The sequence below is a fragment of the Gordonia soli NBRC 108243 genome (genome assembly GCF_000334455.1).
Lineage (GTDB): Bacteria > Actinomycetota > Actinomycetes > Mycobacteriales > Mycobacteriaceae > Gordonia > Gordonia soli.
On sequence record NZ_BANX01000002.1, the window covers coordinates 101,405 to 126,500 of the forward strand.

Below are 25,096 nucleotides of genomic sequence, written 5' to 3' on the forward strand. Positions count from 1 at the left end.
TCAGCCGAGCGGCACGCGCCGCAGGACGCCGTCGGCGGCATCGGCCGCCTCGATCTCGTCGCGCGTCACGCCCAGGATGAACAGCACGGCATCCAGGAACGGATGACTCAGTGCGGCGTCGGCGACCTCTCGCAGGGCGGGCTTCGCGTTGAACGCGATGCCGAGTCCGGCGACGGTCAGCATGTCGATGTCGTTGGCGCCGTCGCCGACCGCGATGGTCTGCTCCATCGGCACACCGACCTGATCGGCGAACGACCGCAACGCACGGGCCTTGCCTGCGCGGTCGACGATCTCGCCGACCACCCGACCGGTGAGCCGACCGTCGACGATCTCGAGGGTGTTGGCACGGACGAAGTCCAGTTCCAGTTCGTGTGCGAGCCCGTCGATGACCTGCCGGAACCCACCGGAGACGAGCCCGCAGTGGTATCCGAGTCGGTGCAGCGTCCGGATGGTGGTCCGAGCCCCGGGAGTCAGTTCCAGAGACGCGGCCACCTCGTCGAGCACGCCGGCATCGAGGCCTTCGAGTGCGGCGACGCGATGATGGAGGGAGTCGGCGAAGTCGAGCTCTCCGCGCATTGCGGCCTCGGTGACCGCTGCGACCTCGGCTTCTTTGCCCGCCTTGGCGGCGAGCATCTCGATGACCTCACCCTGGATGAGCGTCGAGTCCACGTCGAAGACGATGAGCCGCTTGGCCCGGCGCGCCAGGCCGCCGCGCTCGACCGCGATGTCCACGGCGTGATCGGATGCGACCGACGCCAACACCTTGCGCAGAGCGGCGTCGGCGGCCACGTCGTCGCGACGCACGCTCACCATCAACTCCAACCCGGTGACCGGGTAGTCGGCGATGCCGCGGATCGAGTTGATGTTGCCGCCCTGCCCGGCCAGCGCGGCTGCGACCGCGCTGAACGCCCGTGCGGTCACCGGACTGCCGAGTACGACGACCGCGTGACTGGACGGACTGCGTTCGCCGGGACCGGCACCGACCTCCACGATGACGTCGATGCCCACCGAGGCCATCGCCTGCTCGACTACGTCCTGCAGATCCTCCGGGTCGCCGGTGCACGCCACCAGCACCCCGAGCGTGAGCCGACCACGGATGACCACCTGCTCGACATCGAGCATGATGACCCGTTGGTTTGCCAACGCACCCATCAGCACGGAGGTGACACCGGGCTTGTCCGGGCCGGTGACCGTGATCAACACGGTCGTGCCCTCGGGCCGGTTCACCGTCCGCTCGGACGGTATGGGTGTGGAGCCTGGTGACTGTGAGCTGTCTGCGGCGGCCACGTCAGCTGGGGTCGCGGTCCCCGGATGCCTCATGCGAACCGGTGGTCAACGGCTCCCGTCGGGCGTCCTCGGCGACGCGACTCTCGTGGCCGTGGCCGGGTCCCGCATGCGCCTCTTCCCGCATCCGCTCGATCATGTGCGGATAGTGCAGCTCGAATGCCGGACGCTCGGAACGGATTCGGGGCAGCTCGGTGAAGTTGTGGCGCGGCGGCGGGCAGCTGGTCGCCCACTCGAGCGAGTTGCCGAAGCCCCACGGGTCGTCCACGGTCACGACCTCGCCGTAGCGGTAGCTGCGGAAGACGTTCCACAGGAACGGCAGCGTGGACAGACCGAGGATGAACGCGCCGACCGTCGACACCATGTTCAAGGTGGTGAAGCCGTCCGAGGGCAGGTAGTCGGCGTAGCGGCGCGGCATGCCCTCGTTGCCCAGCCAGTGCTGCACCAGGAACGTGGTGTGGAAACCGATGAAGGTGAGCCAGAAGTGGATCTTGCCCAGCCGCTCGTCGAGCATGCGTCCGGTCATCTTCGGGAACCAGAAGTAGATGCCCGCATAGGTGGCGAACACGATGGTTCCGAAGAGCACGTAGTGGAAGTGCGCGACCACGAAGTAACTGTCCGACAGGTGGAAGTCCAGCGGCGGGCTGGCCAACAGGACACCGGTCAGGCCACCGAACAGGAACGTCACGATGAAGCCGATCGAGAACAACATCGGTGTCTCGAAGGTTATGTGTCCCTTCCACATGGTGAACACCCAGTTGAAGAACTTCACACCGGTGGGCACTGCGATCAGGAAGGTCATGAACGAGAAGAACGGGAGCAGCACCGCACCGGTCACGTACATGTGGTGCGCCCAGACGGCCACCGACAGTGCTGCGATCGACAGCGTCGCGTAGACCAGGCCGGAATAGCCGAACAGCGGCTTACGGCTGAAGACCGGGAACACCTCGGAGACGATGCCGAAGAACGGCAGCGCGATGATGTACACCTCGGGGTGTCCGAAGAACCAGAACAGGTGCTGCCACAGGATGACGCCACCGTTGGCGGGGTCGTAGAGGTGTGCGCCGAACTGACGGTCGACCTCGAGGCCCATCAGCGCCGCGGTCAGCAGCGGGAAGGCGAGCAGGATCAACACGCTGGTGACGAGGATGTTCCAGGTGAAGATCGGCATCCGGAACATGGTCATACCCGGGGCACGCAGGCAGATGACGGTGGTGACCATGTTGACGCCACCGAGGATGGTGCCCAGACCGGAGACGGCCAGGCCCATGATCCAGAGATCGGCGCCGATGCCGGGCGAGTGGATGGCGTCGGTCAACGGGGTGTAGGCGGTCCAGCCGAAGTCGGCGGCGCCGCCCGGCGTCAGGAAGCCGGCGACCGCGATGGTCGATCCGAAGACGAACAGCCAGAATCCGAAGGCGTTCAGTCGCGGGAAGGCGACGTCGGGAGAACCGATCTGCAGCGGCAGGACGAAGTTGGCGAAACCGATGACGATCGGCGTCGCGTACATCAGCAGCATCACCGTGCCGTGCATGGTGAACAGCTGGTTGAACTGCTCGGTCGACAGGAACTGCATACCCGGATGGGCCAGCTCGCCGCGCATCAGCAGCGCCATCAGGCCGCCGATCAGGAAGAACGCGAAGCACGCGGTGATGTACATCATGCCGATCAGCTTGTGATCGGTCGTCGTGATCAGTTTGTAGAGAAACGAACCCTTCGGCTGATAGCGCTCCGGGAACGGACGCACTGGAACCACTTGCGTGGTGGGCTGGTCTACCGCGGTCACAGATCCTCCTCTTGCGCAACCACCATGAGGGCCGTCGCGGACGGGTTTCATGGGGGTCGGCACATGAACACAAACCGAGCGCTGCGTACTGATCGTAGACCCTGACACCCCTCTGAGCCGAGTGGGTCCTACGTTCTGTCGTAAGTCCGCACCGGGTGGTGGGTCCACTGCAGGTCAGTGGCCGTCGTGGGTTCGACGCGCCCGCCCTCGGACGGCCTCGCATGACGCTGCCGGACGGGGATGGCGGAGTCGGCGTCGCGTGTGCTCATCCGTCGGGTGTCCGGTGCTAGCGTGTTCGGGTGCTGAGCAGTCGTGGAAACGCCTCGAACCCGGCTCGATCGGCGCGTTCCGCGTCGACGTCCGGCCGACGTCGGACGGAGGACCTCCGGACCGTGTCCACCGCTCTCCCGACGGCCGTCGAGTCGCCGGTCGTCGGGTCGCCCGCCGCTCTCCGTGGCCACCGCCTCCCGCTCGTCCTCGTCGCCTTCACCGCGACCGCTGCGACGCTCCTGGCCGCCGGATGTTCGGGCGACGACCCGCTGACCACACCCGACGGGTCGACCATCGTCACCTCGACGACCCGGATCGCAGACGTCAACGTTGTCGCCGCCGATCGCGACACCACGCGCACCTGCCTCGCCCCGACCGCGCCGGACGACGGACAGACCGATGTGGCGCGGATCGTCGTCACCGATCCGGCCCTGCTCGACGCCGTCTGCGCACTCGGGATGGGGCCGAAGGTCACCGCTGTCACCGCTGCCGCGGGATCGGTTCCCGCCTACCTCGGCCCGCAGTTGACCTCCGTACCGACCATTGGAGCGACCCCGGATGCCTCAGCCGCCACGGCAGCGTCCCCCGACGTCGTGCTCACCTCGCCGCAGTCCGCCGCATCGGCTCGCGCCTTCTCCGATGCCCGGGTGGTCTCGGTCGCTCCCGACGCCGACTGGCAGAAGCGGTTCCAGGCGGTCGCCGACGGACTCGGCCGATCAGCAGCGGGCGAACGCCTGCTGGACGAGTTCCGCACCGAGGCGTCCAAGACCGGAGTCCGCCTCGACGCCGCACATAACCAGATCTCTCTGGTCCGGTTCGCCGGCAGCTCCGAGATGATCGCCGGCACCGACAGCTTCGCGGGCGGCATCCTGGGCATGATCGGAATTCAGCGGCCGGCACCTCAGCGGAATCCGCGGTCGTTCACCGTCACCGATCAGAACTTCAAGGACGCCGACGGCGACCTGATCTACGTCAGCTTCAACGGCCCGGAGGGTCAAGCTCACGGAGAAGAGGTGCTCCGCAGCGACCGCTGGCTCGACATGGGTGCGCCGACGTGGAAGCGGGTACTCGTCGTCGACGATGAGATCTGGTATCGCACATCAGGGCTGGCCGCCGCCTGGCTGGTCCTCAACGACGTCAAGGAGTCCATCGATGGGAACTCGGCCAACTTCTGAGCTCGCCGCACTTGCCAACACCCTGCTCGAACTGCACCAGCCCGGCAACCCTGTCGTCCTGCCGACGGTGTGGGACGCGTGGTCCGCAGCGTTGGCCGCCGATGCCGGGTTCGCCGGTCTGACGGTGGGCAGCCACCCGGTAGCCGACTCGATAGGTCGCGCCGACAACGAGGGGATGACCTTCGACGAATTGCTCACCCGGGTCCGTCAGATCACCGACGCCGTCGAGATCCCGGTCTCGGTGGACATCGAGTCCGGCTATGCCGAGTCGGCGAACCGACTCATCGACGGCCTGTTGGACGCCGGCGCGGTCGGGCTCAACATCGAGGACACCGTCCACTCGGAGAATCGCCGGCTGCGGACCGCCGAGGAGCATGCGGCGCTGATCGGCGACCTGCGTGCCGCCGCGGACGCCGCCGACGTCCCGGTCGTCATCAACGCCCGCACCGACCTCTTCATCCGCGCCGACGGTGACGACGCCGACCGGGTGGACCGTGCGATCGCCCGCTTGAAGCTCGCCGCCGAGGCCGGCGCCAGTTCGCTGTATCCGGTCGGACGGCACAGCGACGACGACCATCGTCGGCTCACCGCGGAGTTGCCGCTCCCGGTCAACGCGATCGGTGTCCCGGGCGACGACTCGCTGGCACACTTCGCCGACCTGAACGTCGCCCGGATCAGCTTCGGTCCGCTGTGGCAGGCCGCGCTGGCCGAACGCTCGAAGGAACTGCTCATTCGCTGGAGGTAGTGCTGCGGATGGGTTGAGCGGCCCATCAGACCCACGGCGGTTGTAACGGTGCGCACGCAGTCGCGGACACATCAGTGTGTACGCATGAGTGTCACCGACCAGTACCTTGCCAACAACGCCGAATACGCCGCGCAGTTCGACGGCCCGCTGCCCCTGCCGCCCAGCAAGCACGTCGCGGTCGTCGCGTGTATGGATGCGCGGCTCGACGTCTACCGAGCACTCGGCCTGCAGGAGGGCGAGGCGCATGTGATCCGCAATGCGGGAGGCGTCGTCACCGACGACGAGATCCGCTCGCTCGCGATCTCACAGCGACTGCTGGGGACCACGGAGATCATCCTCATCCACCACACCGACTGCGGCATGCTCACCTTCACCGACGACGACTTCAAGGCCGACATCCAGAAGGAGATCGGCCAGAAGCCGGCGTGGGCCGCCGAGTCGTTCTCTGATCCTGAGGACGACGTCCGTCAGTCGATCACGCGGATCGAGAACAGCCCGTTCGTCACCAAAACGTCGTCGCTGCGCGGCTTCGTCTTCGACGTCGCCACCGGAAAGCTGAACGAGGTCTCCGCGGCCTGACATCCACGACACGACCCGACGACGCGGGTCGTCACCATCTGCCGTCATCATCTGTCTTCAGAAAGGGCCCGCACGCCTTCCGGGTGTGCGGACCATTTCTGTCTCGGTCCACGCGGGTCTCAGTCGTCGGAACCCGGTCCGCATCGGTCTCGGTCCGCACCGGGTGTCGGTCGGAATCGCTAAGCTCGACCGCATGGCAGCGAACATCCCCGAGGGATACGAAGACCTGTTGGAGCGAGCGATCGTCGGCGCCCTCGCCACCGTCGGTCCCGACGGCGTCCCCAACGCGACCCCGATGTGGTTCGCGTGGGATGGCACCCATCTTCGCTTCACACACACCAAGGCGCGCAAGAAGATCAAGAATCTCCAGGAGAACGGGAACTACTCCTTCGCCATCACCGACCCGGACAACCCGTACCGGTACCTCGAGGTACGCGGCTCGCTGGATGCGGTCATCGCCGACCCGACAGGCGCTTTCTACGTCGAACTCGGCAAGCGGTACGGCAACCCCGACACCCCCACCCCGCCGGATGCCGCCGACCGCGTGATCCTGTCGCTCTCAGCGACGTACTTCGGCAAGAAGTAGGACGGACCCGATCGACGGCGCCGACCCCGACCGACGCGGCGCGGGGCCCGCTTTGCTGCCGCTGCACGCCGTGTGGCGGCCCGGCGTCGGACTGGGCGTATGGCGCGACGCATCGTCGCGTCCACCGGGGGAATCGGACCCGGCAGACACCGCAGGCGAATCCGGCTCCGGGAACGGCGCCGACGCACCCACGACCGACGATCTGCCCGCGGGCATCGCCGAGATGCTGGCGGGCCGACGCTTTCGTCGGCGTCTGCCGGTGATCGACGAGTTCGGCGGACGGACCTTCGTCGACGCTCTCACACTGGGCACACCGTCGGCGGTGGCCTTTCTCGACCTCACCCGGTCGACCCCCGTCAGTGGCGAGATCGCCTGGTACCGGCACCTTCTCGACGGCATCCGTCGCATGGTCGCCGCGGGTGCGGTCGCTCCCGGCGTCGCATCGGTGGCCGGTGAGCCGACCCTGCGGTGGCATACGATCCCCACTCCCCCGTGGCGCACCTGGTTGTCGGTGATGGCCGCGAGCGCTCCCGGTGTCGCCGAGACCAACGGCGGGGCGGCCGCCCTGGCCGACCTCACCGCCGAACTCGTCGACCACGAGACCCGGGCACGCCTGCGGGTGGGTGGCCGCCAGATCGGGACCCAGCCACCCCTCATCGCCGCTCTCCTCCCCGACGCACCGCAGGACCTGCCGATCGCCGTCGATCGCGTTGCCTCGGCAACCGCCGCCTGGACGTCGTGGAACACCGGTGTGCCCGAGCCTGATTCGGCACTGGTGCTGCGCCTCTTCGAACCCGACGACGGGACGGGCGGCCTCGACGCGGACGCGGACGACCTCGAACCGTTCGATGCCGACGCCCTCCGTTGGCGGCTACAGGTCTGCCGTCGCTCAGCCGACGGGCACATCGAACCGGTCGCCCCGCATCGCCTCGACCCACACGAACTCGACCAGATCACCAGCGGACTGGCAGATGCGCATCGCGCGTTTCCCGAACTCGGCCAGGCCGAACCGGACCACGCGAACCTCGACTACCTCTTGGACACGCGTCTGGTCGGAGCACTGTTCGACTCCGGCGCAGCAGCGCTGACCGCAGCCGGCATCGCGATGCTGTTGCCCCGCACCATCGCCGAGGTCCGCCCGACGCTCCATCTGCGAGCTCGGCCGGTCGCCACCAGCACCGCCCGGGCAGCGCTCGTCGGGCTCGCCGAGATCCGCGACTTCGAATGGCGTCTCGCGCTCGGCGACGGCCCCGGCGCCGTCGAACTGACCGAGGCCGACCTGGAGGAATTGGCCAGGCAGCGCGGTGATCTCATCCGGCTCCGCGGCGTCTGGGTGCGCGCGGAGGGGGCGGCGCTGAGCAGGGCCGCGGCGTTCGTCACCGCACAACGAGCCGCATCGACGACCGACCAGCCCGCCGACATGGGCGAGTTGTTCGGCCTCCTCACCGACGGGGCCGATCGGGTCCCGGTACCGGTGACCTCGGTGAAGGGGCTCGACTGGCTGGACCAGATCGCCGAGTCGGGTACGTTGCGGCCAGAATCGACACCGGTGCCCGCGCTCCTGGACGTCGAACTGCGCCCGTATCAGCAACGCGGCCTGGACTGGTTGGCGTACCTGTCCCGCATCGGCATCGGCGGCGTACTCGCCGACGACATGGGGCTGGGCAAGACGGTGCAGGTGATCGCGCTGCTCTGCCACGAGCGAGCCGGGGACGCGCCGCGACGGGAGCCGACGCTGATCGTCTGCCCGATGTCGGTGGTGGGCAACTGGGAACGCGAGATCGCGCGGTTCGCAGCGGATCTGCGAGTCCTGGTGCACCACGGACCGGCCCGGAACAGCAGGGCCGGTTTCGGCAGTGCGCGCGCGGATGCCGACGTCGTCATCACCACGTTCGCCATCGCCACCCGGGATCGCGAGCTGCTGTCGGCGCATCGGTGGGAGCGGATCGTCGTCGACGAGGCCCAGCACCTCAAGAATGTCGCGACGGCGGCCGCCAAGGCGGTGCGTGCCATCCCCGCCCGCCACCGGGTCGCTCTCACCGGCACCCCGGTGGAGAACCGGCTCGAGGACCTCCGGGCGGTCATCGACCTCGTGAACCCCGGGATGCTCGGTAGCGCGTCGGGATTCCGCGCGCGCTACGCCGAGCCGATCGAACGCGACCGTGATCCGCAGGCGGTGCGCCGACTGTCGGCGATCACGCGGCCGTTCGTGCTGCGCCGGGAGAAGACCGATCCCGCCATCCTTGCCGACCTGCCCGAGAAGTCGGAGATGACGGTCCGGGTGAACCTCACCGTCGAGCAGGCAGCCCTGTACCGCGCCATCATCGACGAGTTGATGGCGGCGTTGCGGGACAGCCGACAACGTGTGCTGAGACGGCGAACGGTGCTCGCTGCGCTGACCAGGTTGAAGCAGATCTGCAATCATCCGGCGCACTACCTCGCCGACGGTTCACCACTGGTGAAGCGCGGTGCCCATCGGTCGGGCAAGGTCGAGTTGCTGGCCGACATGGTGACCACCTCGATCGACGAGGGCGACCGGGTACTGGTGTTCACGCAGTTCGCCGCGTTCGGAGAGCTGTTGGCGGAGTGGCTCACCGACGAACTCGCGACGCCTGTTCCGCTGTTGCACGGCGGCGTCGGCCGACCCGACCGCGATCGGATGGTCGCCGACTTCCAACGCGACGACGGCCCCCCGGTGATGCTGGCGACCCTGAAGGCCGGGGGGACCGGGTTGAACCTGACGGCGGCGAATCACGTGGTACACGTGGATCGCTGGTGGAATCCGGCCGTCGAGGACCAGGCCACCGACCGCGCCTACCGCATCGGGCAGACACGCCGCGTACAGGTGAGTCGCTTCGTGTGTGTGGGGACCATCGAAGAACGCATCGACGACATGATCGCGGCGAAGCGCGAGTTGTCCCGCCTCACCGTCGATGCCGGCGAGTCGTGGCTCGCAGACCTCGGCGACGAGGCGCTCCTGGACCTCTTCCGACTCCGCGACGAGGCGGTGAGCGAATGAGTCCCAGCTCCTCGGCCCGCGGGCGTGGCGGATCCCGATCGCCGACACGCGGCTACGGATTGACACCGTGGTCCCGCGCATTGGTCGACGTCGTCGAACGGACGGCGACCGGTCCAGGCGGCGGGCCCGACGGTCGGCGTATCACCAAGGCGCGAAGCTACTTCCGCGATCGGCACGTCCAGGGTCTGCGCATCCTGGCCGGCCGGGTCTCGGCGTCGGTGCGGGGCAGCCAGCTCGATCCGTTCGACGTGCTGATCACGACGCGACCCGTCGATCCCGCGACGGTCGTCGAGTTGCTGCGTGCACGTGGTTCGCTCGGCGACGTCATGGCGCTGACCCGTGGCGAACAGCCGAGCGGTCTGGGCGATCTGCTCGTGCCGACCGAGAGCGCGGACGTCGAGGCCGACTGCTCCTGCCCCGACGAAGCACCCCGCTGCATCCACGTCCTCGCCGTCACCTACGAGATCGCCGCCGAGGTCGACCGCTCCCCGACCGTCATGCTCACCCTGATGGGCACCGACCTGCCGGGGTTGTTGTCGGAGATCAGCGACGTCTCGTCTGCCAGGCCCGATGTCGGCGACGGGGCCGGTGATGCCGATGCTGACGCACGGTCAGGCCGCCTCCCGAGCGTCGACTACTGGGGGACGTCGGCGAGCCTGCCGCCACTGCCCGATCCGCCGCGGATGACCCCGCTGACCGAACTCGATCCTGGCGAACTACGGAGCGCACTGCGGGCTTCCGGTGTCGCCGCCACCGACGTCGAGGAGACCATCGACCACCTCGGCGACCTCTACGACGCCCTCCACGATCCGATTTCGTAGAAGAAGTTCCCGGAAACCGGGAAGAACTTCTACGAAATCGGTGGGTGGAACCGGGCGTCGGGTGCTCGGCGTCCCATGGACATGGCCGATCGAACCGCTTTCCGTCAGCTCATCGCCCGGCACGACGGCGTCTTCTCCACATCCGAGGCGTCGGCGTGCGAGATCACCTCGTCGGCGCTGCATCGGATGGTCCGCTCCGGACTCGTGACCACCGCGGTCCGCGGTGTGTACCGCATGTCGGATCGCCCGGTCGATGCCCGGATGCGCTGCCGGATGTCGGTGCTGGCCGCGGGATCCGGCGCCGCCCTGGTCGGTGGCGCCGCAGCGTGGTGGCACGGTCTGGTGACCGTCGAACCGACGACCGTTCGCGTGATCGCACCACGCGGGCGGCACGCCGCGCCGATCGACGGCGCGCAGGTGTGGCACCGGGACGTCGACCCGCGCGACCTGACCGTCATCGACGGCCTCCGTGTTACGGGGTTACCGCTCACCGTCCTCGACGCCGCAGTCGACATCGGGGTGTCGGTGATGGACCGTGCGCTGCAACGCGGATCGGTGACGCTGATGCAGCTCGACGAGACGCAACGTCGCAACCGCGGACGTCGCGGATCGCCACGCGCTCGAGCGATGGTGGCAGCGATGTCAGAGGGTGCGCGATCGGTGGCCGAGCGTCAGGCCACCGCCCTGCTCCGATCGGCGGGGATCAGCGGATGGCGGTGCAATCACCCCACCTGCGGCTACGTGATCGACATCACGTTCCCGGATCTCAAGGTGGCCGTGGAGATCGACGGATTCGCATTCCACAGCGATCCCGTTGCATTCCAACATGATCGCCGTCGTCACAACACGCTGATCGCCAACGGATGGATCGTCGTGCACTTCACCTGGCAGGACGTCACCCAGCGCCCGCAGCAGGTCCTCGCGCACATCCGGGCGGCGCTGACACGTGCTTCGGCGGCATAGGCCCCAGATCCGTAGAAGGAGATCCCGGTTTCCGCGAACTCCTTCTACGAAATCGCGTCGTTCGGGCGAGCGGACTAGAAGTCCCAGTCCTCGTCCTCGGTGTTGACGGCCTTGCCGATGACGTACGAGCTACCCGACCCCGAGAAGAAGTCGTGGTTCTCGTCGGCGTTCGGGGAGAGTGCCGACAGGATCGCCGGGTTCACGTCGGTCTCGTCGCGCGGGAACATCGCCTCGTAGCCGAGGTTCATCAGCGCCTTGTTCGCGTTGTAGCGCAAGAACTTCTTGACGTCCTCGGACAGCCCGACCTCGTCGTAGAGCGCCTCGGTGTAGTCGCTCTCGTTGTCGTAGAGCTCGAACAGCAGCTCGAAGGTGTAGTCCTTCAGCTCCTGCCGACGCTCGGGCGACTGCACCTCGAGCCCACGCTGGTACTTGTAGCCGATGTAGTAGCCGTGCACCGCCTCGTCACGGATGATCAGGCGGATCAGGTCGGCGGTGTTGGTGAGCTTGGCCCGACTCGACCAGTACATCGGCAGGTAGAAGCCGGAGTAGAACAGGAACGACTCGAGCAGCGTCGACGCGATCTTGCGCTTGAGCGGGTCCTCGCCACGGTAGTAGTCCATGACGATCTGCGCCTTGCGCTGCAGTTGCTCGTTCTCCTCCGACCAGCGGAAGGCTTCGTCGATCTCCTTGGTGGAGCACAGGGTCGAGAAGATCGAGCTGTAGCTCTTCGCGTGCACCGACTCCATGAACGCGATGTTGGTGAGCACCGCCTCCTCGTGCGGGGTCGACGCATCGGGGATGAGCGACACCGCACCGACCGTGCCCTGGATGGTGTCGAGCAGTGTCAGGCCGGTGAAGACCCGCATCGTCAACTGCTTCTCGTACTCGGTGAGGGTGTTCCACGACGGGATGTCGTTGGACACCGGCACCTTCTCGGGCAACCAGAAGTTGCCGGTCAGGCGATCCCAGACCTCGGCGTCCTTCTCGTCGGGCACCCGGTTCCAGTTGATCGCCGACACCCGGCTGACCAACTTGATGGGCGCTCCGTCGGCGGGGCTGTGGCTTTCGGTGGACGTCATCGGTTCATCCCTTGGTGAGTACAGGTGCTGGCTGCTGGCTGGAGTACGACGCTGATCGGCTGCGCTGGTGTCACAGCATGCACGAGACGCAACCCTCGACCTCGGTGCCCTCGAGCGCGAGCTGCCGCAGTCGGATGTAGTACAGCGTCTTGATCCCCTTGCGCCACGCGTAGATCTGGGCGCGGTTCACGTCACGGGTGGTCGCGGTGTCCTTGAAGAACAGCGTGAGACTCAGGCCCTGGTCGACGTGCTGGGTGGCGGCCGCGTAGGTGTCGATGATCTTCTCGTAGCCGATCTCGTACGCGTCCTGGTAGTAGTCCAGGTTGTCGTTGGTCATGTAGGGCGCCGGGTAGTAGACGCGACCGATCTTGCCTTCCTTGCGGATCTCGACCTTCGCGGCGACCGGGTGGATCGAACTCGTCGAGTGGTTGATGTAGCTGATGGAGCCCGTCGGCGGGACCGCCTGCAGGTTCTGGTTGTAGATGCCGTCACGCTGGACGGCAGCCTTCAGCTCACGCCAATCGTCCTGGTTCGGGATGTGGATCCCGGCCTGGCCGAACAGGTCCCGGACCTTCTGGGTCTCGGGCTCCCACGTCTTCTCGGTGTACTTGTCGAAGAACTCGCCGGAGGCGTACTTCGATCGCTCGAACCCACCGAACGGCCGGCCACGCTCACGCGCGATCGCGTTCGACGCGCGCAGGGCGTGGTAGAGCACCGTGTAGAAGTAGATGTTCGTGAAGTCGACGCCCTCGTCGCTGCCGTAGTAGATCCGCTCGCGGGCCAGGTAGCCGTGCAGGTTCATCTGCCCCAGGCCGATGGCGTGGGAGTCGTCGTTGCCCTGCTGGATCGACGGGACCGACGTGATGGCCGTCTGGTCGCTGACCGCGGTGAGTCCGCGGATCGCCGTCTCGATGGTGTGCCCGAGATCGGGTGAATCCATCGTCTTGGCGATGTTCAGCGACCCCAGGTTGCACGAGATGTCCTTGCCCACATGGGAGTAGGACAGGTCGTCGTTGAACGTCGACGGCGTCGACACCTGCAGGATCTCCGAGCACAGGTTCGAGTGGGTGATCTTGCCGTCGATCGGGTTGGCCCGGTTCACGGTGTCCTCGAACATGATGTAGGGGTAACCCGACTCGAACTGCAGCTCGGCGAGGGTCTGGAAGAACTCGCGGGCCTTGATCTTGGTCTTGCGGATCCGCTTGTCCTCGACCATCTCCTGGTACTTGTCCGTCACGTTCACGTCGGCGAACGGGATCCCGTAGACGCGCTCCACGTCGTACGGGCTGAACAGGTACATGTCGTCGTTGTCCTTGGCCAGCTGGAAGGTGATGTCGGGGATCACCACGCCGAGGGACAGCGTCTTGATGCGGATCTTCTCGTCGGCGTTCTCACGCTTGGTGTCGAGGAAACGGTAGATGTCGGGGTGGTGTGCGTGCAGGTACACCGCACCGGCACCCTGACGCGCGCCGAGCTGGTTCGCGTACGAGAACGAGTCCTCGAGCAGCTTCATGATCGGGATGACACCGGAGCTCTGGTTCTCGATCTTCTTGATCGGAGCGCCGTGCTCGCGGATGTTGGAGAGCAGCAACGCGACGCCGCCGCCGCGCTTGGACAGCTGCAGAGCAGAGTTGATCGAGCGCCCGATGGACTCCATGTTGTCCTCGATGCGCAACAGGAAGCACGACACCGGCTCGCCGCGCTGCTTCTTGCCCGAGTTCAGGAAGGTCGGGGTGGCCGGCTGGAAGCGGCCCTCGATGACCTCGTCGACCAAGTTGCGCGCCAGCGCGGTGTCGCCGTCGGCCAGGGTCAGCGCGACCATGCACACGCGATCTTCGAAACGCTCCAGGTAGCGCTTCCCGTCGAAGGTCTTGAGCGTGTAGCTGGTGTAGTACTTGAACGCGCCGAGGAAGGTCGGGAACCGGAACTTCTTCGAATACGCGTGCTGGAACAGCTCTTTCACGAATTCACGGTCGTACTTTGCGAGGACCTCGGGCTCGTAGTAGTTCTCCTCGACGAGGTAGTCGAGCTTCTCGTCGAGGTCGTGGAAGAACACTGTGTTCTGGTTGACGTGTTGCAGAAAGTACTGGTGCGCGGCCTCGCGATCCTTGTCGAACTGGATCTTCCCCTCCGCGTCGTAGAGGTTGAGCATCGCGTTGAGGGCATGGAAATCGAGCTCGGCGGGCTCATGACCCGACGGACCGACATGCACTCCGGACTTGCTCGCCGATGCGGCTTCGGACACGGGGGCTGCGGTTGGCGACACGAGAACTCCTGTGGGAAAGAGAGATTGCGAGTGGGCGGTGTATGCGATGACGGTCAGGCGCGGGTGGTGAGCAGCGCCGGATCGAGGTGGTCGGGGTCGGTGAACGCGGCATCGGTACCGAAGTCGGTGACCCCGGTGCGCACTCGTTCGACGTCGTCCGGCATACCCATGAGCTCGAAACGGTAGAGATAGGGCACCCGGCACTTGCGCGAGATGATGTCGCCGGCGAGACAGAACTCCTCGCCGAAATTGGTGTTGCCTGCTGCGATCACGCCACGGATGAGTGATCGGTTGCGATCGTCGTTGAGGAAGCGGATGACCTGCTTGGGGACGTATCCGGATCGCTGACCGGTCGCCTTGCCGCCGCCGTAGGTCGGGCTGATCAACACATACGGCTCGTCGACGACGAGTCCACCGGCACCGCGACCGTCGAGAACCGGGATACGCGTGGCGCGCATGCCCAGCTTCTCGACGAATCGATGCGTGTTCTCCGACACCGAGGAGAAGTAGACGATCAGTGGAGCACGCATCAGGGCCTCCGAGGTCTGTGTCACGATCGACCTCCGTTGCTCCTGGTCAGTGCGTTGCTGCCACCCCGCGTGGACGCGGGCGACCCTGGATACCGGTTACCCGGTGAGCGATGTCGCCGAACCCGACTTCCCCATCAGGTTCGACTGGTGGCGGTGTCAGGCCGCGGTGGTCGCGAGGGCCTTGATGCGGTCAGGGCGGAAGCCCGACCAGTGGTCGTCTCCGACGACGACGACCGGCGCCTGCAGGTAGCCCAGAGCCATCACGTAGTCACGCGCCTCGTCGTCCTGACTGATGTCGACGACGTCATAGGCCAGCCCCTGCTTGTCCAGCGCCTTGTAGGTCGCGTTGCACTGCACACAGGCCGGCTTGGTGTAAACGGTGATGGCCATCGGGTCGAACTCCCTCGCTCGTTCTTCTCGTTCTCGGTTGGCACCGGCCGAGGACTCTCGTCCTCCGATTCCGGCTGTCCGGGCGGTTCCGACGGCGACTGTGAGGATCGTCCGTCGGTCTCCACCGTGTGTGCTCGGTGCGCCTGTCGGCGTGGTCGTGGCGCGGGGCCTGCCGGTGCTGCCACCGATGGTCCGAACTCCCGGAGAAGCCCGCTGTCGACCGAGGTGACCTGCACTTTTCCAACGTGAAGAAAGTGATCTGAGTCACTCACTTCCGGCGCTTCCGGAGGCCCTCGAGGAGAAGGCCGCGTTGTGCCGTGCTGGTCTCCAAAACACTACACCTAGTGGCTGACAAACAGCGCCACCACAAGAAGTTGTGAATAACATTCGTGAAAGTCGCAGGTCGCGAGGGTGCAGAATCTCGAATTCCCGCGTGTCTCGGCGTGTCGTCCCCACGGTGTCCCCAGCATCGTGCGAGGCGTCCACACGCTGTCCCACGGTTGTCCACAGACAGCAGTCGCCATCGACGACGACAGACGCCGCCGTCGATGGCCGGTGGCCACGGACGGCGGCGTCGAGCGCTCCGCGCAGGGAGCGGATCCGCGGTGGTTCACATCGCGGAGGTCCATCGCCGATGTCGGGTGTCAGCCGACATCGGGAGGTGAGATGGAGCGGTCAGGCGGGGACGGTCGCGTCGCGCACCTCGCGGGCGAGACGCTCGACCGCGGCTACGACCTGCTCGACGACGGCGGGGTCGGTGACGCCGGCCTCGCCCAGCGTCGAGCTCTGGATGCCGACGTCGATGTCCTCGACCACACGGCCACCCGCGACACCCGCCGACTTGCGGGTGTCCTCGCGGGACCAGGTGCCGGCGTACTGGCCGAGCGCGGCGCCGATCACGCCGACCGGCTTGCCGCTGATGGCGCCGTCGCCGTACGGACGGGAGAGCCAGTCGATGGCGTTCTTCAGCGCAGCCGGGATGGTGCCGTTGTACTCAGGCGTGACCAACAACACGGCGTCGGCGTCGGCCACCCGGCCGCGCAGGCGACCGACACCGGCATCGAGAACACCCTCGGTGGAGTCGGGCGCGTGGTCGGTGTCCTCGCTGTAGAACGGCAGGGTGCCCAGGTCGTCGATGATGGTGATCTGCACACCGTCGGGCGCGTTGTCTGCAGCCACCTGCGCCAACTGTCGGTTGATCGAGCCCTTGCGCAGGCTTCCCACGAGGGCGGCGATCTGAATCGCTCGATCGGACATCTGTGCTCCTTCAGGTTGAGGATGAACGAGGAATGCAACCGGACCACGGTCCGAATAATTCCCGTCGGGGTCAAGCGTTACGCTCATCACGTGTCGAACGGCCAGGAGGGGACCCGGATCCCACTGCACCTGCCCGCGAACCCGGACGGCGAGCGAGCAGACGCAGCACGAAATCGCAGGCTGCTGCTCGCAGCTGCCAAGCGGCTGATCGACACCCAGGGTGCGGCCGCCGTCACGATGGACGCGGTCGCCCGTGAGGCAGGCGTCGGCAAGGGCACCGTCTTCCGTCGATTCGGCAGTCGTACCGGGCTGATGATCGCCCTCCTCGACCACACCGAGTCCGAGATCCAACAGGCATACCTCTTCGGTCCCGAGCCCCTGGGACCCGGGGCTCCACCACTCGACCGTCTGCTCGCCTATGGTCGCGCGCGGCTGAAGCTCACCGCCGATCACCTCGACATCCTGCTCGAGGCGGGCGCCACCGGTCAGCACATGCGGCACCCGGTCGCCATGGCAGCGGCCCAGCATGTGCGAATCCTGCTGACCCAATTGGGGTTCGGACCTCGACTCGACGTCATGGTGGTGGCCGTCCAGGCACCACTGGAAGCGACCGCGGTCGAGCATCTGCTCCACGTCGTGGGACTCGACGTGCAGACCATCGGTGAGCAGTGGGAGCGGACGGTCACCACGCTGGTCGCCGGTCGCGCCGACGACTGAACCCCCTCCGCCCGGCCCGGATTCACCGTGCACCAAAGGCTGGTGCACGGGCTGCGCAACGCCGAGCATCGGTACATGCTCAGAGGACTCCGCTCCCGGAGGTCGACCACACCGACTTGGTCGACACGCTGTGCGATCGCCACGATCGGTGCCGCTCTCGCAACGGGTGCGGCCGCGCTCGGGGCGGGCGGCACCCACGCCGAGACCCTGCGTCCCGACTACTCCCAGCCGGCCAACGGGGTCGGGGTCACCGATCCCGTGACCACCCCGGACTACTCGCCGGTACAGGTGCCACGTCCGAAGATCCGGTCGACGGGGACGACCACGACCGTCACCGCGCATCCCTATCTGGCGCCCTGGGTACACGCCGCGGTACCCGTCCCGCCACGCACTGCGATCGAACTGCGCGGCGCCGCGCGCGCCACGCTGCCCGACGGTGATCGGACTCTGGTGGTCAATCCGAACGGCCACTGCCGGTTCGGCGGCCCCGATGCCACCCCCGGCACGCTCCGTGCACAGCGCCTCACCCCGATCCGGATCCACACCCCGGGCTTCGAGCTCGCCATCGAACCGACGCTGCATCGCTGACCCGACGGCCGCCTGAGCCGGCCGGTCGTCGGCTCCCGGCGCGCTCGGGTGTGCTCGGCTCAGGTTCGCTCGACGAAGCCGTCCACCCAGCCACGCACCGCGGGGACGTCGCCACCGTGATGTTCCAGCCAGCCCCACGCCCCGCCCGATGCGCCGGTCACGACGTCCAGCACCAGTTCGATTGCGGCGCGGGGAGTCCCGAGCACGGGTACATCAAGGGCGAGGTCAGCCGCGATGAGTGAGCGCTGCTGCAGGCGCGCGACGATGTGCTCGACCGCCGGACCCGTTCGCTGGTAGTCGTCGATCACGGTGTCGGCGTCGACGCCCGCGAGGGTGAGCGCGATCGCGATGACGATGCCGGTCCGATCCTTGCCCGCCGCGCAGTGGACCAACGTCGCACCGTTCGGGTCAAACAGCGACAACGCACCGGCGACCCGCTCCGGCACCTCACGCAGGATCGATCGATAGAGGTCGTCGAGCGGACGGGTCACCGGTACGGCGCCGACCTGGGCGCGGTCGTAGAGCTGATGGTTGATCACCTGCACGGGCCCCGACCACCGGCGTGGGAACGACTGCGACTCCCGACCCCCACGGAGGTCGATGACCGTGGCCGGCGGCCACCCGTCGAGGTCGGCGGGGTCGAGGTCCCCCTCGTACGGCGCATCACTGCGGAACAGTGTGCGTGAGCGGGTGCGTCCGCCGTCGGCTGTCGGGAGTCCGCCCAGGTCACGCACATTCACCAGTCCGACGGTGACATCTGGCTCGTCGACACGGCGATCGGAACGGTCGGTCGACTCGGGCGCACTCACTTCGCGGACCTCCAGGCTCGGCGATCATCGCGCGGCCGACGCAGATCACCTTCTGCCGATCCGGGGCCGCACGAGCAGTCTTTCGAGACTACAAATCCTCCGGTGGCGGGACGTCGACGAGGTGGTGACCGCCGGTTGAACTGTCGAGCCGTGCGCGTCGACTCGATCTGGGCCTGGTCAGTTCGACGGGGCCGACACCGCACGCCCCTCGTCATCGGCGCCGATGCCGTCGTGGGCCACCAGTGCCGCGGTCCGCGAGAGTGTCGGGCCGGGCGCCAGCAACGAGATCACCGACCACGGCGCCCTGGCGGGCTTCTCCCCCACCCCGAGGGTCGCCGCGGTCGCCTCGTCCGGGATACCGAAGCGGAGCCCGAGATCGGACACGTAGAAACGTGATTCGGCCCGGGGACTGTCCGGTTCGGAACCGGTCACCTGGACGTACTCGCCACTGCCCGGCGGCAGGTAGACCTGGTCGACCCCCGGCCCGTCCCCATCGGCGGACGTCACCTGCACCGGACGCGCCGACTCGGGCAACGGCAGGACCCGTCCCATGGCCAGCGAGGTGGTGGCCCGGGGATCGTCGGCCCCGCGCGACCAGGTCTGACAGATGACGGGCGCGGTGGTGGCATCGACGGTGCGTGGCTTGCGGACCGGGAACTCGCCGACCGGGAGTCGCTCGACGGTGGGTGCCGCGGCCACCGCGCCCGGCGGCACGTTACGGACCGGGGCGCTGCCGTCGCGATCGGCCAGTCGCAAAATCTCGGCGGTGACCTCGCTGATCGGCTGCACACCGTCCGCGAGCACCACGTGGTAGGCGACGGCGTCGTTGACGTCGACGGTCTTGACGACGGAGCCGACTGTCGCATCCGGAATCGGCGACGACGCACGGGCACCTCGGCGGTCGATGGTCGGCACGCGAATCGGCTCGACCTCCGGGATCGTGTTGAGCAGGCCGGCGCTGATGGCGCGCGGGGTCACGCCCTCCAGTCCGAGACCGCGCATCACCGCGACGCTCTGGGTGTCGACGGGCGCGCGGACCGCGACCGGCCGATCGTCGCGGGTGACGGTGTAGACCAGGTACGGGGTGTCGCCCGCGCTCACGTAGACCGCCTGATCCGGGGCCGGTGTGTCGATACCGCCGCCCAGGGTCGGCGCCGCGCCGATCACGCTGAGTTCGACCGACTCACCCGCGACATCGGGTGACACGGTCGAGGTGTCGCAGACCGACCAGACCGAGGTACCGGCATGCGCCGACCCGGGCAGTCCCGAGGGTGCGCCCGGGATGCCGAGCAGTGACCCGCGCGGGTAGGCCGCCAACTTGCCGTCCGAGACAGATGTCGGCGATTCGGCCTTACCCGTGATGAGGCGCGCCGATGCCAGGTTGAGGACGGGATGCAGGGTTCCGTCGACGAGTACATATGTGCCGCCGCCGTTCTTGCTCACGACGATCGACGCGTTGCCCACCGAACCCTGTGGTTTGACGAGCCCGTAGATCCCGCAGCCACCCAGTACGAGGAGCCCCAGAACGGAACCGACCAACAGTGCCCGCAACTGGGAACGCATGGGATCGTGCAGCATCCGGACGTCTCGGCGCACCAGGGCGTGTTCGAGACGACGGAGCAGGAAACGGTAGCCGTTGACCTGTGCCTTGGTCGTGAGTTGCCGGGCCATCGTCCCCTCCCCCGAGGCGTCGGTACGCGCGGAGGACCTGCCCCCGACGCCGTAGTAGCGTATCGGATACTGCATAGTGCCGTGACCTGCGGGTCCCGGCGTCGGGGACAGTGTTCGCGCCGGTTCGTGGGACGGTCGGTGGCGGACACCGGGACGGCTCGTGCCGGTCAGTGAGGGGGCAGCGTGGCGAGAACGGGAGCACAGCGCGCGGGAGCGCGAGTCGGGCGACGGCGCACCTCCATGGCGCATCGGCCCATCGGTGCCGCCGACCTCGGTCATCCCGGCGGACGTCAGGGGGATCCACCGACGGCACCCGAACCACCCCCGACGACGAACAGACGCTCCCGGCTGCCGCTGTCGACGCTGGTACTGATCGAGGTGATCCTCGCGCTCGCCCTGGTCGCCGCCACGATCTGGGGTGCCCCGATCGGCTGGCCCGCACTCGCGGTGGCACTCGTCGCCACGGTCGCGCTGCTCCGGTTCGGTAGCGGTCCGTCGCCGGCGAATCGACTCGGCCAGCGACTCGGGTTCGCATGGGCACGGTCGCGTCGAGGATCGCGTGACCTGGCCCCCGCCCCGTTCGACATCCCGGTGTCGGGGTCGGAGAACCGCGGGGCCGCTCTCGCCGGTGCCGGCGCCACCATGATCGGTGCCCGGTGGGCGGGCGACACCCTGGTCACCGTGCTGCGGGTCTCCCCGGGCACGCCCGCGCTCACCTATCTCACCCCGTCAGGCGGCACGGTCACCGACCCGAGCGGTCAGGTCATCCCCCTCGACGTCCTCGCGTCGTCGATCAATCCCTTCGACATCGAGCTGAGCTCCATAGAGGTCGTCAGCCACGGCATCCGCACCTGGGGTACCGGGGCGGCGGCGCAGACCTACCACCGCACCCTCGGGCCTCTCGCCGCGACCGCGCATCGGTCTGTCTACGTGGTCCTCCGTCTCCGCCCCCTCGACTGTGCCGACGCCGTCGCGCGGCGCGGCGGAGGCGCGACCGGGGCGCTACGGACCGCGACCATCACCACCCGCCGGGTCGCACGGCGTCTGGCCGAGCACGGCCTCGCGGCGACTCCCGTGTCGGCGGCGGAGATGACCGCTCTGACCGCGCAGTTGATCGACGGTGCCGGGACCGACGACCTCGACGAGTCCTGGGATCAGGTCACCGCAGGACCGCTTCGGATGCGGAGCGCCGCGATCGAGCCGCACGCGCTCGCCGAGGTGCTGCGCACCGTGTGGGTCAACACCGCGTTGTCGACGACGGTCACCGTCCGGCTGCGGCACGACCCGGACGGCCGACTCGAGGTCGGTGGCCTCGTCCGCTACGGCGAACTGCCCGACGCCGGACGCACCGTGGGCACCCTGCCGCCGGGCCTCACCCTGCTCGACGGACGTCAGTTCGACGCCGTCGCCGCGAGTCTGCCGATTTCCGCGCCCACCCGCCTGGACCGGCGACTACCGGTCGCGGTCGGTGACGAGGCCACCGCACTCGTCGAACAGATCACCCTCCCGGCAGGTGGCTGCGGCCAGCTGATCGGCGCCGACCACGCCGGGCGCGCGGTGTCGGCGCCGCTGATCGGGGCCGGCGTCGACTCGGTGGCCGTCGCAGCCGACATCGAACTCGTCGGCCAGCTGACGCTCCGCGCGGTCGCCATCGGGGCCGCGGTCACCGTGCACACCCACCGACCCGACCACTGGCGCCATCTCGTCTCGGCCATCGGTGACCTGCGCTCACTGGCCTTGGCGACCGACCGTGCCGACCAACGGGGCGGCTACCGGGTGCTGGTGTTCGACGGGCTCTCCGGTCCGCCGCCGGAACCGTCGACCACCCACATCACCGTGCTGCCGGCCGGGGATCCACGCGTGACCGAGGTGGTCGACGACGCGGCCATCATCATCCGACAGAATCCTCGCTCGCCCCAGGACATCTCGATCGTCACCGCGGGCGAACGAGCACAGGTGACCATGGTCGCCACCCCTGACGAATGGGGGTTCATCGGCGGGCCGCCCGAGCCGGGACCGGTGCCGTCCGGTCGGACGCTCACACCGAGTACGTACTGATCATCCGGCCGAGAGCCGCCGACCGACGTCGGGTCCGGATCAGGCCGGGCAGATCAGTAGGTGCGGATCAGGTCGCGGGGCGCTGTGGAACCAGCGCGCGGAACAGCACGGCGCGCGAGGACGTGGCCCGCACGACGACGTCGGGGTCGTCGTCCCCCAGCCAGCCGGCCTGTCCGGCGCGGATCGCCATCGGTTCTCCGACTCCGGCTCGGATCTCGACCGAACCGTTGAGGACCGCCAGGATCTGAGGTCCGGGCATGTCGAAGGAGATCGACGACGCGTGCCGCAGTCCGGTGCCGTCGAGTTCCACCCGCGACAGCCGGAACTCCGGTGCCGCGGTCAGGTAGATCCGTTCGGCGCCGACGGTCCGGATCGCCGGGGTCAGCTCCGTGGTGGGCACGGGCGTGAAGTCGAGCACGCGCAGCAGCTCGCCGACGTCGATGTGCTTGGGCGTCAGACCGCCACGTAACACGTTGTCGGAGTTGGCCATGATCTCCACGCCACTGCCCCGCAGATAGGCATGCAGGTTGCCTGCCGGGAGGTACAGACCTTCGCCGGGCTGGAGTCGGACCCGGTTCAGCAGCAGTGACGCGAGCACCCCCGGGTCGAGCGGGTAGGCCTCGCCCAGCTCGCAGACTGTCTGCAGTTCCGGCCCCCATCGACCGCCTGCCGCGAGGAGGTCCACCGCGCCGGCCAAGACCGCCGGGACGAGCGACGCCAGGATCGCCTCCGGGAGGGTCAGCCAGGTGGTGAACAAGGCGCGCAGGCCCTCGGAGTCGGGCTGTCCGGCCAACATCCCGAGGTAGGGGTCGAGGTCCGGTACCTGCAGGGCCCGGAGAAGGTCGACCGTCTCCGTCGGTTCCCGAAAACCGGCCAATGCATCGAACTCGGTCAGCGCCACGATGAGTTCGGGTTTGTGCCACGGGTCCCGGTAGTTGCGGACGGGCGAGTCGATCGGCAGTCCGGCCCGGTTCTCCCGCTCGAATCCATCGCGCGCCTGCTCCGGACTCGGATGGGCTTGCAGCGACAGCGGTTCGTCTGCCGCCAGGATCTTCAGCAGGAAGGGCAGCCGCTCACCGAAGCTCGCCACCGTCGAGATCCCCAGCGCGCCCACCGGATCGGCGTCGATGGCGTGTAACAGGTCGACCCCTGCGGCACCGATGGGCGCCACGCAGGCGGCGGGACCCGCCGGATGTGCACCGAACCAGAGTTCGGCCTCGGGGTGCGGGGACGGAACCGGCAGTCCGCGCAGCGAGGCGATCGCCGTCCGCGAACCCCACGCGTAGGGCCGGACGATGCCCTCCAACGTCCGGATCACGACTCGTACCCGACCAGCCGGAGGTAGACGGCCGCCATCTCGATGCGGAGCAACGACACCAGGTACGCGGAGAGGTCGGCGGGTGTGTCCGTCACCGACTCGTCCGGTCCGATCGGGGCGGGCGAGCTCACTTCGTCGGCCTCCGCGCCGGTGATCACCTCGATCTCCCCCAGTCCCAGAAGACGTCGGCGAGTGGTCCACTCGCGGGCCGGGGTGCTCATCACGAGTACCCGCGGTGCCGGGGACGGCGGCGGACCGTCGATCTCGGGGTCGTAGAAGATGGAGTCGGCGGTCGACGAGCCGGATCGCCGTGCGGCCTCGGCAACCAGTCGGCCGACATCGGCGGGTTCGGCTGCCGCGCTGACGATCCCACCGATCGCCAGGACGGCACGGGCGGCGCGACGCGCGGCCGCGTCCGAGGCGGGCGTGTCACCGGTCCACACCACGGGGCGGTCATCGAGACGAGCGGCCAGCAATTTGGCCCGGTTCCGGAAGCTCTCTGCCGAAGGATGATTGGTCGCCGCCTCGGCATCGAGCGTCTCGGCGATGTCGGCGATCGCCGGGGCCGACCCGGTGAACCGGACCTCGGAGAGCGCCACGAAGACCGCGAGCAGGGCGACGACGTGCCCGGCGAAGCGGAACCGCGGGTCGACGCCGACGCGCGGCGACAGATCGATCCCGTTGCCGCCGAGCGCTTCTCGTAGCGGACCCTCGAGCGGTGCGAGGATGACGATCTCGGCGCGGCGACGTCCGGCGCGCGCACCTGCGTCGGCCAGCGCCCGATCGCCTGCGTCGTCGCCGGCGAGGACGACCACGTCGAGGGGCCCGATCCAGCCCGGCAGTGTCGGAGCGGTCACGATGGGGACGTCCACCCGCGCTGCCACGGTCGCGACGACGAGGTCGACGGCGTCCCGGGCGATCGCACCGGCTCCGGTCACCACGACCACGCTGCGCGGCCGCAGCCCCGCGAGCGGTTCCAGCACGCCCTCCCGCTGCGCCTCGGACACCGATCGCACCTGCGCCCCGGCGAGGGCGACGGACTGCAGCAGACCTTCGACGTCGGCCGCGATCAGCTCCTCGACGTCGTCGAGGTCAGGTGCTCCCGTACGCATGACATCTACAGTAACCACGAACTGGCCTCCCGGAGTGGAGGGATCCGTCGATGAACCCGTTCGGACGACCAAG

21 protein-coding genes are annotated in these 25,096 nt (G+C 68.0%); 10 read left to right on the forward strand and 11 right to left on the reverse strand.

Annotated features, from left to right (window positions below; translation table 11 throughout):
- The gene (gene serB / locus GS4_RS00970) at nucleotides 1–1,227 is read right to left on the reverse strand and encodes a phosphoserine phosphatase SerB (RefSeq protein ID WP_007616565.1); all 1,227 of its coding nucleotides are present in this window, start codon (nucleotides 1,225–1,227) and stop codon (nucleotides 1–3) included.
- 61 nt (nucleotides 1,228–1,288) lie between these two features.
- Complete coding sequence (gene ctaD / locus GS4_RS00975; protein ID WP_040508934.1) at nucleotides 1,289–3,070, reverse strand: aa3-type cytochrome oxidase subunit I; 1,782 nt, start codon at nucleotides 3,068–3,070, stop codon at nucleotides 1,289–1,291.
- A gap of 392 nt (nucleotides 3,071–3,462) precedes the next feature.
- Between ctaD and GS4_RS00980 the strand changes: the two genes are divergently transcribed.
- The 7 genes from GS4_RS00980 to GS4_RS01010 all read left to right on the forward strand — a co-directional run bounded on the left by GS4_RS00980 (nucleotide 3,463) and on the right by GS4_RS01010 (nucleotide 11,228).
- Nucleotides 3,463–4,515 (forward strand): ABC transporter substrate-binding protein, encoded by a 1,053-nt coding sequence (locus tag GS4_RS00980; protein ID WP_007616567.1) that lies wholly within the window; start codon nucleotides 3,463–3,465, stop codon nucleotides 4,513–4,515.
- A complete protein-coding gene (locus GS4_RS00985) occupies nucleotides 4,493–5,260 on the forward strand; it encodes an isocitrate lyase/PEP mutase family protein (protein ID WP_007616568.1) in 768 nt (255 codons plus the stop codon). Before GS4_RS00980 ends, GS4_RS00985 begins: the two co-directional genes overlap by 23 nt.
- 84 nt (nucleotides 5,261–5,344) lie before the next feature.
- Complete coding sequence (locus tag GS4_RS00990; protein ID WP_040508937.1) at nucleotides 5,345–5,839, forward strand: beta-class carbonic anhydrase; 495 nt, start codon at nucleotides 5,345–5,347, stop codon at nucleotides 5,837–5,839.
- A gap of 193 nt (nucleotides 5,840–6,032) precedes the next feature.
- Nucleotides 6,033–6,425: a PPOX class F420-dependent oxidoreductase gene (locus tag GS4_RS00995; protein ID WP_040509047.1), complete on the forward strand. Its 393-nt coding sequence runs from the start codon at nucleotides 6,033–6,035 to the stop codon at nucleotides 6,423–6,425.
- A gap of 52 nt (nucleotides 6,426–6,477) precedes the next feature.
- Entirely contained in the window at nucleotides 6,478–9,444 is a 2,967-nt protein-coding gene (locus GS4_RS01000) for a DEAD/DEAH box helicase (RefSeq protein ID WP_007616571.1), read from the forward strand.
- The gene (locus tag GS4_RS01005) at nucleotides 9,441–10,265 is read left to right on the forward strand and encodes an SWIM zinc finger family protein (protein WP_007616573.1); all 825 of its coding nucleotides are present in this window, start codon (nucleotides 9,441–9,443) and stop codon (nucleotides 10,263–10,265) included. Before GS4_RS01000 ends, GS4_RS01005 begins: the two co-directional genes overlap by 4 nt.
- 81 nt (nucleotides 10,266–10,346) lie before the next feature.
- Nucleotides 10,347–11,228, forward strand: coding sequence for a type IV toxin-antitoxin system AbiEi family antitoxin domain-containing protein (locus tag GS4_RS01010; protein WP_040509050.1), 882 nt, complete (start codon nucleotides 10,347–10,349; stop codon nucleotides 11,226–11,228).
- Between the two features lie 74 nt (nucleotides 11,229–11,302).
- Here the strand turns inward: GS4_RS01010 and nrdF are convergent, their stop codons facing one another.
- From nrdF to GS4_RS01035, 5 genes are all read right to left on the reverse strand, one after another.
- Nucleotides 11,303–12,307 carry a class 1b ribonucleoside-diphosphate reductase subunit beta gene (gene nrdF, locus GS4_RS01015; protein WP_007616577.1) on the reverse strand — a complete coding sequence of 335 codons (1,005 nt, stop codon included), beginning with the start codon at nucleotides 12,305–12,307 and terminating at the stop codon, nucleotides 11,303–11,305.
- A gap of 70 nt (nucleotides 12,308–12,377) precedes the next feature.
- Nucleotides 12,378–14,573, reverse strand: coding sequence for a class 1b ribonucleoside-diphosphate reductase subunit alpha (gene nrdE, locus GS4_RS01020; protein ID WP_007616579.1), 2,196 nt, complete (start codon nucleotides 14,571–14,573; stop codon nucleotides 12,378–12,380).
- A 53-nt stretch (nucleotides 14,574–14,626) separates the two neighbouring features.
- Entirely contained in the window at nucleotides 14,627–15,103 is a 477-nt protein-coding gene (gene nrdI / locus GS4_RS01025; RefSeq protein WP_051989583.1) for a class Ib ribonucleoside-diphosphate reductase assembly flavoprotein NrdI, read from the reverse strand.
- A gap of 156 nt (nucleotides 15,104–15,259) precedes the next feature.
- Nucleotides 15,260–15,493, reverse strand: coding sequence for a glutaredoxin-like protein NrdH (gene nrdH, locus GS4_RS01030; RefSeq protein ID WP_007616583.1), 234 nt, complete (start codon nucleotides 15,491–15,493; stop codon nucleotides 15,260–15,262).
- A 675-nt stretch (nucleotides 15,494–16,168) separates the two neighbouring features.
- Nucleotides 16,169–16,750, reverse strand: coding sequence for an NAD(P)H-dependent oxidoreductase (locus tag GS4_RS01035; protein WP_007616585.1), 582 nt, complete (start codon nucleotides 16,748–16,750; stop codon nucleotides 16,169–16,171).
- A 90-nt stretch (nucleotides 16,751–16,840) separates the two neighbouring features.
- On the opposite strand from GS4_RS01035, the gene GS4_RS01040 reads away from it, so the two are divergent.
- Complete coding sequence (locus GS4_RS01040; RefSeq protein WP_007616587.1) at nucleotides 16,841–17,467, forward strand: TetR/AcrR family transcriptional regulator; 627 nt, start codon at nucleotides 16,841–16,843, stop codon at nucleotides 17,465–17,467.
- A 27-nt stretch (nucleotides 17,468–17,494) separates the two neighbouring features.
- Entirely contained in the window at nucleotides 17,495–18,055 is a 561-nt protein-coding gene (locus tag GS4_RS01045) for a hypothetical protein (RefSeq protein ID WP_007616588.1), read from the forward strand.
- Between the two features lie 59 nt (nucleotides 18,056–18,114).
- Here GS4_RS01045 and GS4_RS01050 read toward each other — a convergent pair whose 3' ends face one another.
- Both GS4_RS01050 and eccB read right to left on the reverse strand, forming a co-directional pair.
- The gene (locus GS4_RS01050) at nucleotides 18,115–18,864 is read right to left on the reverse strand and encodes a tyrosine-protein phosphatase (protein WP_007616589.1); all 750 of its coding nucleotides are present in this window, start codon (nucleotides 18,862–18,864) and stop codon (nucleotides 18,115–18,117) included.
- Nucleotides 18,865–19,041: 177 nt separating this feature from the next.
- Nucleotides 19,042–20,535, reverse strand: coding sequence for a type VII secretion protein EccB (gene eccB / locus GS4_RS01055; protein WP_040508944.1), 1,494 nt, complete (start codon nucleotides 20,533–20,535; stop codon nucleotides 19,042–19,044).
- A gap of 240 nt (nucleotides 20,536–20,775) precedes the next feature.
- Between eccB and eccE the strand changes: the two genes are divergently transcribed.
- Nucleotides 20,776–22,593 carry a type VII secretion protein EccE gene (gene eccE / locus GS4_RS01060; protein WP_007616591.1) on the forward strand — a complete coding sequence of 606 codons (1,818 nt, stop codon included), beginning with the start codon at nucleotides 20,776–20,778 and terminating at the stop codon, nucleotides 22,591–22,593.
- 67 nt (nucleotides 22,594–22,660) lie between these two features.
- Here eccE and manA read toward each other — a convergent pair whose 3' ends face one another.
- The gene (gene manA / locus GS4_RS01065; protein ID WP_040509059.1) at nucleotides 22,661–23,908 is read right to left on the reverse strand and encodes a mannose-6-phosphate isomerase, class I; all 1,248 of its coding nucleotides are present in this window, start codon (nucleotides 23,906–23,908) and stop codon (nucleotides 22,661–22,663) included.
- On the reverse strand, nucleotides 23,908–25,023 hold the full coding sequence (locus tag GS4_RS01070) for a hypothetical protein (RefSeq protein WP_007616593.1): 1,116 nt from the start codon (nucleotides 25,021–25,023) through the stop codon (nucleotides 23,908–23,910). Before GS4_RS01070 ends, manA begins: the two co-directional genes overlap by 1 nt.
- Nucleotides 25,024–25,096: the final 73 nt, after the last annotated feature.